At 73.4% G+C, this 11,406-nt stretch carries 13 protein-coding genes; 10 read left to right on the top strand and 3 right to left on the bottom strand.

Going from position 1 to position 11,406, the window contains the following annotated elements; all coding sequences use genetic code 11:
• Nucleotides 1-54: 54 nt before the first annotated feature.
• From BJ981_RS01620 to BJ981_RS01610, 3 genes are all read right to left on the bottom strand, one after another.
• Nucleotides 55-582, bottom strand: coding sequence for an Rv3235 family protein (locus BJ981_RS01620; protein WP_239139146.1), 528 nt, complete (start codon nucleotides 580-582; stop codon nucleotides 55-57).
• A 97-nt stretch (nucleotides 583-679) separates the two neighbouring features.
• On the bottom strand, nucleotides 680-2,014 hold the full coding sequence (locus BJ981_RS01615) for a PTS transporter subunit EIIC (protein ID WP_184607970.1): 1,335 nt from the start codon (nucleotides 2,012-2,014) through the stop codon (nucleotides 680-682).
• A gap of 31 nt (nucleotides 2,015-2,045) precedes the next feature.
• Nucleotides 2,046-2,786: a GntR family transcriptional regulator gene (locus BJ981_RS01610; RefSeq protein WP_184607969.1), complete on the bottom strand. Its 741-nt coding sequence runs from the start codon at nucleotides 2,784-2,786 to the stop codon at nucleotides 2,046-2,048.
• A 156-nt stretch (nucleotides 2,787-2,942) separates the two neighbouring features.
• On the opposite strand from BJ981_RS01610, the gene BJ981_RS01605 reads away from it, so the two are divergent.
• The 10 genes from BJ981_RS01605 to BJ981_RS01560 all read left to right on the top strand — a co-directional run bounded on the left by BJ981_RS01605 (nucleotide 2,943) and on the right by BJ981_RS01560 (nucleotide 11,382).
• Nucleotides 2,943-3,977 (top strand): SIS domain-containing protein, encoded by a 1,035-nt coding sequence (locus BJ981_RS01605; protein ID WP_184607968.1) that lies wholly within the window; start codon nucleotides 2,943-2,945, stop codon nucleotides 3,975-3,977.
• A 40-nt stretch (nucleotides 3,978-4,017) separates the two neighbouring features.
• Nucleotides 4,018-4,254, top strand: a complete 237-nt coding sequence (locus BJ981_RS01600) for a PTS sugar transporter subunit IIB (RefSeq protein WP_184607967.1) — start codon at nucleotides 4,018-4,020, stop codon at nucleotides 4,252-4,254.
• Between the two features lie 65 nt (nucleotides 4,255-4,319).
• Nucleotides 4,320-4,766: a PTS sugar transporter subunit IIA gene (locus BJ981_RS01595; protein ID WP_184607966.1), complete on the top strand. Its 447-nt coding sequence runs from the start codon at nucleotides 4,320-4,322 to the stop codon at nucleotides 4,764-4,766.
• 101 nt (nucleotides 4,767-4,867) lie between these two features.
• Nucleotides 4,868-5,506: an HAD family hydrolase gene (locus tag BJ981_RS01590; RefSeq protein ID WP_184607965.1), complete on the top strand. Its 639-nt coding sequence runs from the start codon at nucleotides 4,868-4,870 to the stop codon at nucleotides 5,504-5,506.
• A gap of 77 nt (nucleotides 5,507-5,583) precedes the next feature.
• On the top strand, nucleotides 5,584-5,841 hold the full coding sequence (locus BJ981_RS01585) for an HPr family phosphocarrier protein (protein WP_184607964.1): 258 nt from the start codon (nucleotides 5,584-5,586) through the stop codon (nucleotides 5,839-5,841).
• A 19-nt stretch (nucleotides 5,842-5,860) separates the two neighbouring features.
• Nucleotides 5,861-7,519, top strand: coding sequence for a phosphoenolpyruvate--protein phosphotransferase (ptsP, locus tag BJ981_RS01580; RefSeq protein WP_184607963.1), 1,659 nt, complete (start codon nucleotides 5,861-5,863; stop codon nucleotides 7,517-7,519).
• Between the two features lie 116 nt (nucleotides 7,520-7,635).
• Complete coding sequence (locus tag BJ981_RS01575; RefSeq protein ID WP_184607962.1) at nucleotides 7,636-9,378, top strand: glycoside hydrolase family 3 protein; 1,743 nt, start codon at nucleotides 7,636-7,638, stop codon at nucleotides 9,376-9,378.
• A gap of 50 nt (nucleotides 9,379-9,428) precedes the next feature.
• A complete protein-coding gene (locus BJ981_RS01570; protein ID WP_184607961.1) occupies nucleotides 9,429-10,076 on the top strand; it encodes an HAD family hydrolase in 648 nt (215 codons plus the stop codon).
• Nucleotides 10,077-10,175: 99 nt separating this feature from the next.
• Entirely contained in the window at nucleotides 10,176-10,682 is a 507-nt protein-coding gene (locus tag BJ981_RS01565; protein ID WP_184615463.1) for a DUF6912 family protein, read from the top strand.
• A gap of 61 nt (nucleotides 10,683-10,743) precedes the next feature.
• The gene (locus tag BJ981_RS01560) at nucleotides 10,744-11,382 is read left to right on the top strand and encodes an HAD family hydrolase (protein WP_184607960.1); all 639 of its coding nucleotides are present in this window, start codon (nucleotides 10,744-10,746) and stop codon (nucleotides 11,380-11,382) included.
• The last annotated feature ends 24 nt before the right edge of the window (nucleotides 11,383-11,406 follow it).

The following is an 11,406-nucleotide window of genomic DNA, read 5'->3' as shown; positions in this document are numbered from 1 at the left end:
GGAGGAGCGCCGACCGGCCCCGCGACCTTCCGCAGGTCGCGGGGCCGCGGCGTTTCAGGCCGTCTCGAACTCCGTGCACAGCCACTGCGTGCCCCGGCGCTCCACGCGCAGCGCCAGCACGCGGCTGCGCTCGCCGCAGTGCACCAGCAGGCACGCCTCGACCACGCCGTCCCGCGGCCGGTGGACGTGCGGCGCGCCGGCCAGCGGAGGCCGTCGCGTCTCGATCATGCGGCCGGCGCGCACCAGCTCGGCGTAGGCGCGCTCGGTCAGATGACCGGCCACGCCGGCGGGCGGGCGGCGTCCGGCGAGGACCTCGGCCAGGGCCTGCCCGAGCGCGCGCAACCCCCGCTCGCCGGGCGGGGCGCCGTCCGCGCGGCGGGCCCGCCGCATGGCCCCAGGATCGTCCCTGCGGCGCTCGCGCGGGGCGGCGCGGGCCCGGACATGGGCGAGGTCATGGGCGGGGTCGTGGGCGCGCGGCCGGGGGCCGTGTGCCGGCGCGGCGGGCCCGCGCGGGACCGTGCGGCGCTCCTCGTCGTACGGCGGGTCGGCCGGCGGGACCGCGCCCAGATGGGGGAGAGGCATGGGTCGGGAGGACGGGGGCATCGCGGGAGGCTCCGGTTGTCGTCGGCGGTCGGGACGCCACTTAGGAGACCTCGGGACGCGGGGTTGATACCGGCCGTCAGGGGCCGTTTCTGGACGCGGGCGCGGCAGGTTCCCCGGCGTCGGGGTCGGGTTCCGGCTCGCGGCCCGGGGTGAGGATGTCCAGGCGTTTGATCAGGAAGCTGAACACCGTGTAGTACACGACCGCGTAGATGAGGCCGAGCACCATGATCTGCCAGAACTTGTCGGTGTTGGACTTGGTGGCGTTGAGCGCCGCGTCGATGACCCCGGCGGAGAAGCTGAAGCCCAGGTGGCCGTCCATGGCGGCCACCAGCGCCAGCGAGACCCCGGTCAGTAGGGCGTGGATGACGAACAGCAGCGGCGCGACGAAGATGAACGCGAACTCGATCGGCTCGGTGATGCCGGTCACGAACGCCACCAGCGCCGCCGAGATCATGATGCCGCCCACGGCGCGGCGCCGGTGCGGCGGCGCGGCGCGCCAGATGGCGATGGCGGCGGCGGGCAGGCCGAACATGATGACGGGGAAGAACCCGGCCATGAACTCGCCGGAGCCGGGGTTGCCCTGCAGGTAGCAGGTGAGATCGCCGGCGAACTGCCGGCCGCCGACCACGCAGTCGGGCACCTGGAACCACACCATCGAGTTCAGGAAGTGGTGCAGGCCGAACGGGATCAGCAGGCGGTTGGCGACGCCGTAGACGCCGGCGCCCACGGTGGAGTGGTCGCCGATCCAGCCGCCGAAGGCGGTCATCCACTCGCCGACGGGCTGCCACACGACGCCGAACACCACGCCGATCACCAGCGCGGCGAAGGCCGTGACGATGGGGACGAACCGGCGCCCGCCGAAGAACGCCAGCCAGGTGGGCAGCTTGATGCGGTGGTAGCGCTGGTAGAGCACGGCGGCGACCAGGCCGATGACGATGCCGCCGAGCACGCCGGTGGGGTTGCCCGCGGCCAGGTTGATCACCTGGGCGGGCCTGCCCTCGGCGTCCAGGATCGTCTGGGCGACGCGGTCGTGGACGGCGTAGCCGGAGGCGTCGAAGAACAGGAGCTTGGAGACCCGGTCGAACACCAGGTAGCCGATCAGCGCCGCCAGGCCGGTCGAGCCGTCGGAGCGCCGCGCGTACCCGATGGCCACGCCGATCGCGAAGAGCAGGGGGACGTTGTCGAAGAGCGCGGTGCCCGCGCCGCCGACCACCTCGGCGATCTTGTCGAGCGCCGCGTTGTGGGTGCGGCCGAGGAGGTCGTCCTGGCCGAGCCGGCGCAGGAGCGCCGCCGCGGGGAGGGCCGCGATCGGCAGCATGAGCGAGCGGCCGATGCGCGACAGGATCGACATGAAGCCGGTTCTCGGGGACGGGGGCGCGGGGAGGCCCGCTTCGGCCGAGGCGGAGCTCATCGGCTTTCCTCCAGGTCGGGGAAGGGAGGACTCAGCTGCGCCGTGTCGGGATCTCCAGCACCGTGCGGAGCTGGTACCGGTCGGCGCGGTAGGTCGACACCCCGAACTCGACACAGACGCCGCCCGAGAACGACCGGCGCTGGAGCAGCAGCACGGCCCCGCCTCTCGGCATCTTGAGCAGGTCGGCGTCGCCCGGGTCGGCGATGCCCCCGTCGATGGTCAGTTCTCCGGCGTCCAGCACGACCCCGTGCCGCGTCTCCAGGAGCGCGTAGAGGGATCGGCCGGACAGGTCGAACGATGCCAGATCCGGTGCGAAAGATACAGGGATGTGAGCCCGTTCGATGCACAGGGGTTCGCCGTCGGCGGTGCGCAGCCGCTCGATGAAGTGGACGGCCTCGCCGGGCTGGATGCCGAGCTCCCTGGCGAGGTGGGCGCTGGCCCGGACCACGCGCCGGTCGAGGTCGCGGGAGCCGGGCTCCATGCCGCGCGCCCGCATGTCGTCGCTGAAGGAGGTGAGCCGCAGCGCCATCTCGATCTTGGGACGGGCGACGAAGGTGCCTTTGCCGGCGACGCGGTGAAGGCGACCCTCGGAGACGAGGTGGTCGACCGCCTGGCGTACAGTCATCCGCGACAGGCCGAAGCGCTGGCAAAGCTCTCGCTCGGAGGGGATCGCCGCCCCGATGGAAAGCTCGTTGCTCTCGATGAGGTCGAGAAGGATCTCGCGCAGCTGGAAGTACTTCGGGACGGGACTGTCGGGGTCGATCTGCGGCACCTATTCCCCTCTCGATCTCTATGTCGAAATAAGTTAAAGTTCGTGCTGGTCTAGTCCGGACTAGACCACACGCCAGAAATCAGTGTCAACGTACGGACCGGCGACGGATCGATAACGGCCCGATCTCGCCCTACCGAAGCTGAAGGACGGGTACGGATGACGACCAAGATGCGCAGCGAGATCGGCGAGCAGCCGGCCGCCCTGCGGGCCACCCTCGACGCCCTCGTCCCCCGGGTGGACGAGGTGAGGGCGCTCGCACGGGACACCCGGCAGCTCCTCTTCATCGCGCGGGGCACCTCCGACAACGCCGCCGTGTACGGTCGCTACCTGATCGAGGCCCACGCCGGGCGCATGTCCTCGCTGGCCGCGCCGTCCATCGCCACGACCTACAAGCGCAAGCTCGACCTGAGCGGCGTGCTCGCCGTCGCCCTGTCCCAGTCGGGCAGGACCGAGGAGATCGTCGAGACCCTCGTCTGGGCCAAGGCCTGCGGCGCCTCCACGGTCGCGGTCACCAACGGCGGCGAGGACTCCCCGCTGGCCCAGGCCGCCGACCTCGCGCTGTGCACGCTCGCCGGCGAGGAGAAGGCCGTCCCGGCCACCAAGACCTACACCACCCAGCTCGCCGCGCTCGCCGTGCTGGCCCTCGGTCTCGACGCCGACGTGAACGCCGACGACCTGCAGCGGGTGCCGGACGCCGTCGAGCGGCTCATCGCCGACCCGGGCGACGTCGACGCCGTCGTCGAGGGCCTCGCCGAGGTGGCGGGGGTCGTCGTCTCCGGCCGCGGCCTGGCCTTCTCCACCGCGCTGGAGGCCGCGCTCAAGCTCAAGGAGGCCTGCTACCTGCACGCCATGGGCCTGTCCTACGCCGACCTGCTGCACGGGCCGATCGCCGTCGTGGACGAGCGCACCCCGGCGCTGCTCGTCGCCTCGGGCGAGGGCCCCACCCTGCAGGGCACGGTCGCGCTGGCGCGGCGGGTGACCGGCGCGGGCGCGTCCGCCTTCGGCATCGGCGGCGGCGCGGAGCTCGCGACCGCCTCGACCGCGGCGCTCAACGGGCCGTCGCTGCCCGAGTGGGTGGCCCCGATGGGCCTGATCGTGCCGGCCCAGCTCCTCACCGAGTCGCTCGCCCGCCGGCGGGGCATCGACCCCGACTCCCCGCGTGGGCTCAACAAGGTGACGCAGACCGATTAGCGTCACTAGCGTTGCCCCGGGCGTATCGAGGAGGTCCGAAATGTCGGCAGACGCGCGTGCGATCATCGCCGGGCTCGGGGGAGTCGAGAACATCATCGACATCGAGCCGTGCATCACGCGCCTGCGCACCGAGGTCCGGGACGCGTCCAAGGTCGACCACGTCGTCCTGCGCGCGGCGGGCGCCCACGGAGTGATGGCGGCGGGCAACGTGGTCCAGGTGGTGGTGGGGCCCGACGCCGACACCATCGCCTCCGACATCGGCGACCTCCTGTCGTGAGCGCGCGCGAGGTCCGCTGACCACGCCGAGCCCACCGCCGGGGGTCGCCCGAAGGTGAACCTGCCATGACCGCTGTTCTCGCCCCGGTGGCCGGGCGCGTCGTGGGGCTGGCCGCCGTGCCCGATCCGGTGTTCTCGCACGGGCTGGTCGGGCTCGGCACCGCCATCGACCCGGCCCGCGTGCCGGGCGTCGCGGTGGCCCCGATCGACGGCACGGTCGCCAAGCTGCACGCGCACGCCTACGTGATCGTGGGCGGGGACGGCCGCGGCGTGCTGGTCCACCTCGGCATCGACACGGTGGAGCTGCGGGGCGAGGGATTCCGCGTGCTGGCCACCGAGGGCCGGCGGGTGCGCGCCGGCACGCCGATCGTCGCCTGGAACCCCGCCCTGGTCGAGGCGGGCGGCCGGTCCCCCATGTGCCCGGTGATCGCCCTGGACGCGCAGCCGGGCGCGGTCGCGCTCGTCACGACCGGGCAGGTCAGGGCGGGAGAGCGCCTGTTCGCCTGGGATTGACATGCCTTTTCGTCCGCTCAGGGATGTTCCGCGGGTCAATGACGTGTTGGATGGACAGGACGTACCGCTGGAATCGCGACCCGGGAAGGGGTGACGGGCGGGTGAGAGCCAAGGCCGCGCTGTTCGACCTCGACGGCACGCTCATCGACAGTGAACGGCGGAGTCTGGCGCTCTGGAGGCTCCTGCTCGTCAATCATGGGGTGGACCACGACGACTCCCTGCTCAGGGAGTTCATGGGACGCCGGGGCCCGGACGTGCTCGCCGAGAAGTCCGTGCTGTTCCCCGGCAAGCGGGTCGAGGACCTGCTGGCCGAGCTGACCACCTACGTGGACGCCCCCGGGCTGCCCGAGATCGGGCCGGTGCCGGGCGCGGCCGACCTGGTGCGGCGGATCGACGGCCACGGCCTGCCGGTGGTGCTCGTCACCTCGGCGCGGCGGTGGTGGGCCGAGAGCTGCCTGGAGATCGTCGGCGTGGGGGATGTGGTCCGGACCATCGTCTCGGCCGAGGACGTCGTTCTCGGCAAGCCGGACCCGTCCTGTTTCCTGGCGGGCGCGGCGGCGGTGGGCGTGCGCCCGGAGGACTGCGTCGCGTTCGAGGACTCGCTGGCGGGCATCACGGCGGCCAAGGCGGCGGGTATGACCTGTGTCGGGGTCGCGACGACCCATCACGCGAGCGAGTTGTTCGCGGCCGACATGGTGGTGGCCGATCTTTCGGGGGTGGAATGGCCGTTACCTCTGTAGCGATATTTCCGGTATAACCCGCTATTTGTACCCAACTTCGAGCGGGTGGTCTGGACCGCCCCGCCTGAGGAGGAGCCGTGCCCGAGCGCAAGGTCATCGTCGAGTCGCAGGTGGGGCTGCACGCCCGTCCCGCCGCGACGTTCGTGCAGACCGCCGCCAAGGCCGCCATCGACGTCACCGTCGCCAAGCCGGGCGGCGAGCCGGTCAGCGCCAAGAGCATCCTGTCCATCCTGGCGCTCGACGTCCGGCACGGGGAGGCGATCGTGATCCACGCCGAGGGCGACGGGGCCGAGGAACTGCTGGACGAACTGGCCGCGATCGTCTCGGTGCCCTGACCGGGGGGCGCGCGCGGCGATGGAGAGGCTCGCAGGGGCCGGCGTCAGCCCGGGCGCCGGATACGGACCCGCGTACGTCATGACCGGCGCCGTGCCGGAGCCCGCGCCCGGTGCGCGGCACGGCGGGGACCCCGCCGCGGAGGCGGCGCGGGCCGAGGCCGCCATGGAGCGGGTGGCGGCCGAACTGGAGGCCAGGGGCGAGGCGGCCGGCGGCGACGCCAAGGACGTGCTCGCGGCCCAGGCCATGATCGCCCGCGATCCGGCGCTGTCCGCCGACGTCACCGCGCTCATCGGCGACGGGACCGCCGCGGAACGCGCGGTCTTCGAGGCGTTCCTCCACTATCGCGACATCCTTTCCGGCATCGGCGGCTACCTCGGCGCCCGCGCGGCCGACCTCGACGACATCCGCGATCGAGTGGTCGCCGAGCTGGCCGGCGTGCCCATGCCCGGCCTGCCCCGCGCGGCCGGCCGGCCGTACGTGCTGGTCGCCCGGGACCTCGCGCCCGCCGACACCGCGCTGCTGTCCCCGGAGATCGTCGCCGCCTTCGTCACCGAGGAGGGCGGGCCCACCAGCCACACCGCGATCCTGGCCAGGGCGCTCGGCGTGCCCGCCGTCGTGGCCTGCGCCGGGGCGGCCTCGATCGCCCCCGGGACGCCCCTGCTGGTCGACGGCGACACCGGCGTCGTCCGCGTCCTGCCCTCGCGGGAGCAGGTCGCCGCCACGCTGCGCGCCGCGCGCGAGCGCGAGACCGTGCCCGCCGTGCCCGCCGCTCCCGGCGCCACCTCGGACGGCCACCCGGTGGCGCTGCTGGCCAACATCGGCGGTCCCGGCGACGTGCCGTCCGCGCTGCGGCACGGCGCCGAGGGCGTCGGCCTCTACCGCACCGAGCTCCTGTTCCTCGACCGTGGGCAGGCGCCCTCGGAGGAGGAGCAGATGGCCGCCTACCGCGAGGTCCTGACGGCCTTCCCCGGCAAGACGGTCACCGTGCGCGTGCTGGACGCCGGCGCCGACAAGCCGCTCTCCTTCCTGCCGCCTCCGGGGCGCGAGCCCAACCCGGCGCTCGGACGGCGGGGCCTGCGCGTCCTGCGTGACCACCCGGACGTGCTCGCGGCCCAGCTCCGCGCCCTGGCGCGCGCCGCCGCGGGCACCTCCGCGGCGCTGCGCGTCATGGCGCCCATGGTCGCGACCGCCGAGGAGGCGTCCTGGTTCGCCGCGGCCTGCGAGGAGGCGGGGCTGACCTGCGCGGGCGCCATGATCGAGGTGCCGGCGGCGGCGCTCAGGGCCGCCGACATCGCCGCGGTCGCCGACTTCCTCTCGGTCGGCACCAACGACCTGGCCCAGTACGCCTTCGCCGCCGACCGGGAGGCCGGCGCTCTCGCCGCGCTCCAGGACCCCTGGCAGCCGGCCCTGCTGGACCTGGTCGCCATGGCCGCCGCGGCCGGGGTGCCGTGCGGGGTCTGCGGGGAGGCGGGGGGCGACCCGGCCCTCGGGTGCGTTCTCGTGGGGCTCGGCGTCTCCTCGCTCTCGATGGGCGCACGGGCGCTGCCCTGGGTGCGCGCCGCGCTGGCCCGCCACACGCTGGAGCAGTGCCGTACGGCGGCCGCCGCCGCGCGGACCGCCCGCACGCCCGCCGAGGCCCGCGCCGCCGCGTGCGACCACCTTCCCGGCCTCCCCTAAGGAGAACTTTTCGATCGTGTGTTCGCAGTCGGCGAACCGGGGATTGATGTGCCTATGTTCAGTCTTAGGTCAAATGTCGGGAGCCGTTCGGTCATGACGCCGATACGGTTGACGCCATGGCCGGACCTGTACGCGCGGTGGCGCTGCTCCTGATCGCGATCGTGACGGCCGCGTGCGGCGGCGCGCCGCCGCGGGCGTCCTCCTCGCCGTCGCCCGTGCGGCCGTCCACCCCGGCCCCGCCCAGCCCGTCCCCGAGCGCGACTCCGTCCTCCCCGTCCTCTCCGGGCGCGTCGCCGAGCCCGGCCGTGTCGGCGGCGCTGGCCGCCATGAGCGTCGAGGACAAGGTGGGCCAGCTGTTCATGCCCGTCCTCTACGGCCCCCGCGCCGGCGCCGCCCACGCCGAGAACCGCGCCAGGTACGGCGTGGGGAGCCCGGCCGAGGTCGTCGAGAAGTACCGTCCCGGCGGGGTCATCATCTTCCCCTGGGCCGGCAACGTGGAGGGGGCCTCCCAGCTCGTCGCGCTCACCAACGGCCTGCAGAAGGCGTCCAAGATCCCCCTGATCATCGGCGCCGACCAGGAGAACGGCGTGGTCTCCCGGCTCGGCTCGCTGGTCACCGACGTGCCCGGCAGCATGGCGCTCGGCGCCACCGGCGATCCCGCCTCGGCCCGCACGGCCGCGCGCGTGACCGGCGAGGAGTTGCGGGCGGTCGGCGTCAACCTCGACTTCGCGCCGGTCGCCGACGTCAACGTCAACCCGGCGAACCCCGTCATCGGCTCGCGCTCGTACGGCTCGGACCCCGAACGGGTCGCCGCCATGGTCGGCGCCGCGGTGGACGGCTTCCACGAGGCAGGGGTCGGCGCCGCAGCCAAGCACTTCCCTGGGCACGGCGACACCAAGGTCGACAGCCACAGCGGGCTGCCTGTGATCCGGCACTCGCGCTCCGAGTGGGAGAGGCTCGACGCCCCGCCGTTCGAGGAGGCCGCCCGGCGCGGCGTGGACATCGTCATGTCCGCCCACGTCGTGATGCCCAAGCTCGACCCGTCCGGCGATCCCGCCACGCTGTCCAAGCCGATCCTCACCGGCCTGCTCCGCGACAAGCTCGGCTACGACGGCGTGGTGTCCACCGACGCGCTGGACATGGCGGGCGTGCGCGAGAAGTACGGCGACGCCGAGGTCGCCGTCCGCGCCGTCCTCGCCGGGGTCGACCTGCTGCTCATGCCCCCCGACTTCCGCGCGGCCCACGGCGCGGTGCTGGCCGCCGTGCGGTCCGGCCGCATCTCCGGCGAGCGGCTCGACCGGTCCGTCACCCGCCTGCTGGAGCTGAAGGAGGCCCGCGGCATCCTGACCGCCCCCGCCGCCGACGCGGACGAGGCCGCCGAGGTCCTGCGCTCGGCCGAGCACCGCAAGGCCGTGCAGGGCGTCGCCGACCGGTCGGTCACGGCGGTCAAGGGCGCCGACCGGCTGCCGGTGAAGGGCGACGTCCTGGTCACCGGCCCGGCGGGCAGGCGCCTGGCCGGCATGCTGGACGACGCGACGGCCGTGGGCACGGGGGACACCCCGACGGCGTCCGAGATCGCGCGGGCCCGCGCGGCGGCGGCCCGCGCCGACACCGTCGTGGTCACCACGGAGGACGCCGGCCCGGCCCAGACCCGGCTCGTCACCGCGATGGCCGCCACCGGCAAAAAGGTCGTGGTGGTGTCGATGGGAGCGCCGTACGAGCTGACGCGCCTGCGCGGGTACGACATCGCGCTCGCCGTCTACGCCGACGCCGACGCCTCGCTGCGCGCCGCAGCCAAGGCGCTCACCGGCGACCTCGCCCCTGAGGGACGGCTTCCGGTGGGGCTGGAGGCGCGCTAGAGCCCGTTCCGGCTTACGCTGAAAGGCCGACCCGTGAAAAGGGGGCAGATGTGGTGAAGGGTGTGCTGATCGACTGGGGTGGCGTGCTCACCACCGGCCTGCACGAGGCCATCGCCGAGTGGCACAGCGCCGACGGCATCGACGCCGCCCACTATCGCGACCTGATGAGCCGGCTCATCTCCCACGCCTACGACTGCGGCGACGGGGAGAACCCCATCCACGCGCTGGAGCGCGGCGAGATCACCGCGGCCGAGTTCGAACGCGACCTGGCCGCACGGCTCCTCACGCTCGACGGCGTGCCACCGGCCGCGGAAGGGCTCCTCACCCGCATGTTCGCCGGCTTCCGCCCCGTCGAGCCCATGTACGCCATGCTGCGCGCCGCCCGGGCCGCCGGGCTCGCCACCTGCCTGGTGTCCAACTCCTGGGGAGACCACTACCTCCGGGAAGGCTGGGACTCCTGCTTCGACGCCATCGTCATCTCCGGCGAGGTCGGCATGCGCAAGCCCGAGCCGCGCATCTTCCACCACGCCCTCGGCCTGGTGGACCTGACCGCCGAGCAGTGCGTGTTCATCGACGACATCGAGGCCAACATCGTGGCGGCCCAGGCCGTCGGCATGGTCGGCCTGCACCACCAGGACGCCGACGCCACGATCACGGCGGTGGAGGCGCTGTGCCGGGTGCGTCTCCGCCTCACATGATCGGCTGGCACACTCTTAGGAGGCCGGCGCCCGCCTGACGCGCCGGCACCCCGCATCAAGGGTTCTCCGCGACCCGTGACCATCGTGATTGAGGAACGCATGCGCGTCTACCTGCCGTGCACACTGCCCGGGCTCGCCCGGGCGGCGGCGACCGGAGAGGTCGGCCCGGCCCCGCTGACCGGCTACGCGGTCACCCCCGCGCTGATCGAGTGGTACGTCTCCGGGGACACCGAGGAACTCGAGTACGTGGCCCTCACCGACGCCGCCCGGGCGTCCCTGCGCATGCTGGCCGCCGACCGCGCCGACGGCGTCGAGGTCCCCGCCCGCAGGGTCGTCGTCGCCGCCGAGGTCCCCGACGCCGCCGTCACCGCCGGCGTCGACCTGGAGGACCGCTCCCGCGTCCGTGTTCCCGTGACCGTCCCGCTGTCCGCCGTCGCGGCGGTCCACGTCGACGACACCGAGGCCGTCCCGGACATCGAGTCCGCCGTGGCCGCCGTCTTCGCCGCCGACGGAGGCGACGACGACGCGCGGTTCGAGGTCGACGGCGCCGAGGCCCACGAGCTGATGTGGTACGCCACCCAGGAGATCCCCGACCTGCTCGACTGAGCGGGAGTGCCGGAAAAACGAGTGGGGCGTTCCCCGGCGCTGGTCTACCCTTGACCGTGCCATGAAGCACATCATCTGGGACTGGAACGGCACGCTCTTCCACGACATCGACGCCGTCGTCGAGGCCACCAACGAGGTCTTCAAGCCCTATGGGCTCGCGGCGTTCGACGCCGACGGCTTCCGCGCCGCGTACACCCGTCCGATCTGGGTCGCCTACGAGCGCATCCTCGGCCGCCCGCTGGACGACGACGAGTGGGTGAGGCTGGACGCGGTCTTCCACGACCACTACCACCGCCTCATGCTGTCCTGTGCCCTCGCCGAAGACGCGCTCACCGCGCTGCGATCCTGGACCGACGCGGGGCGCACGCAGTCCCTGCTGTCCATGTGGACGCACGACCGCCTGGTCGCCAAGGCGGCGGAACTCGGCATCGCCGGTTACTTCGATCGGATCGACGGCCTTAACGACGGCGCCCCCGGCGGCGCCAAGGCCGAGCACATGGTGGCCCACATCGCCGCCCTGCGCGTCGACCCCTCCCAGGTCCTCGTCATCGGCGACAGCATCGACGACGCCCACGCCGCCGAGCACGTCGGCGCCACGGCCGTCCTCTACACGGGCGGCATGACCAGCCGCGCCGACCTGAACGCCTCCGGCTTCCCCGTCGTCGAATCCCTCACCGCCGCCCTGGAGTTCGCGAGCTGACCCTCCGGCACCCGATCCGGCGCG

The organism is Sphaerisporangium krabiense, from assembly GCF_014200435.1.
GTDB lineage: Bacteria > Actinomycetota > Actinomycetes > Streptosporangiales > Streptosporangiaceae > Sphaerisporangium > Sphaerisporangium krabiense.
This window is presented reverse-complemented; position numbering and strand designations above follow the sequence as displayed.

Excerpts from the sequence above, each read along its gene's own strand:
- BJ981_RS01595 (WP_184607966.1), top strand. The coding sequence starts at position 4,320 with ATGACCGCTGTTCTCGCCCCGGTGGCCGGGCGCGTCGTGGGGCTGGCC.
- BJ981_RS01600 (WP_184607967.1), top strand. The coding sequence starts at position 4,018 with ATGTCGGCAGACGCGCGTGCGATCATCGCCGGGCTCGGGGGAGTCGAG.
- BJ981_RS01615 (WP_184607970.1), bottom strand. The coding sequence starts at position 2,014 with ATGAGCTCCGCCTCGGCCGAAGCGGGCCTCCCCGCGCCCCCGTCCCCG.
- BJ981_RS01620 (WP_239139146.1), bottom strand. The coding sequence starts at position 582 with ATGCCTCTCCCCCATCTGGGCGCGGTCCCGCCGGCCGACCCGCCGTAC.
- BJ981_RS01605 (WP_184607968.1), top strand. The coding sequence starts at position 2,943 with ATGACGACCAAGATGCGCAGCGAGATCGGCGAGCAGCCGGCCGCCCTG.
- BJ981_RS01565 (WP_184615463.1), top strand. The coding sequence starts at position 10,176 with ATGCGCGTCTACCTGCCGTGCACACTGCCCGGGCTCGCCCGGGCGGCG.
- BJ981_RS01560 (WP_184607960.1), top strand. The coding sequence starts at position 10,744 with ATGAAGCACATCATCTGGGACTGGAACGGCACGCTCTTCCACGACATC.
- ptsP (WP_184607963.1), top strand. The coding sequence starts at position 5,861 with ATGGAGAGGCTCGCAGGGGCCGGCGTCAGCCCGGGCGCCGGATACGGA.
- BJ981_RS01575 (WP_184607962.1), top strand. The coding sequence starts at position 7,636 with ATGGCCGGACCTGTACGCGCGGTGGCGCTGCTCCTGATCGCGATCGTG.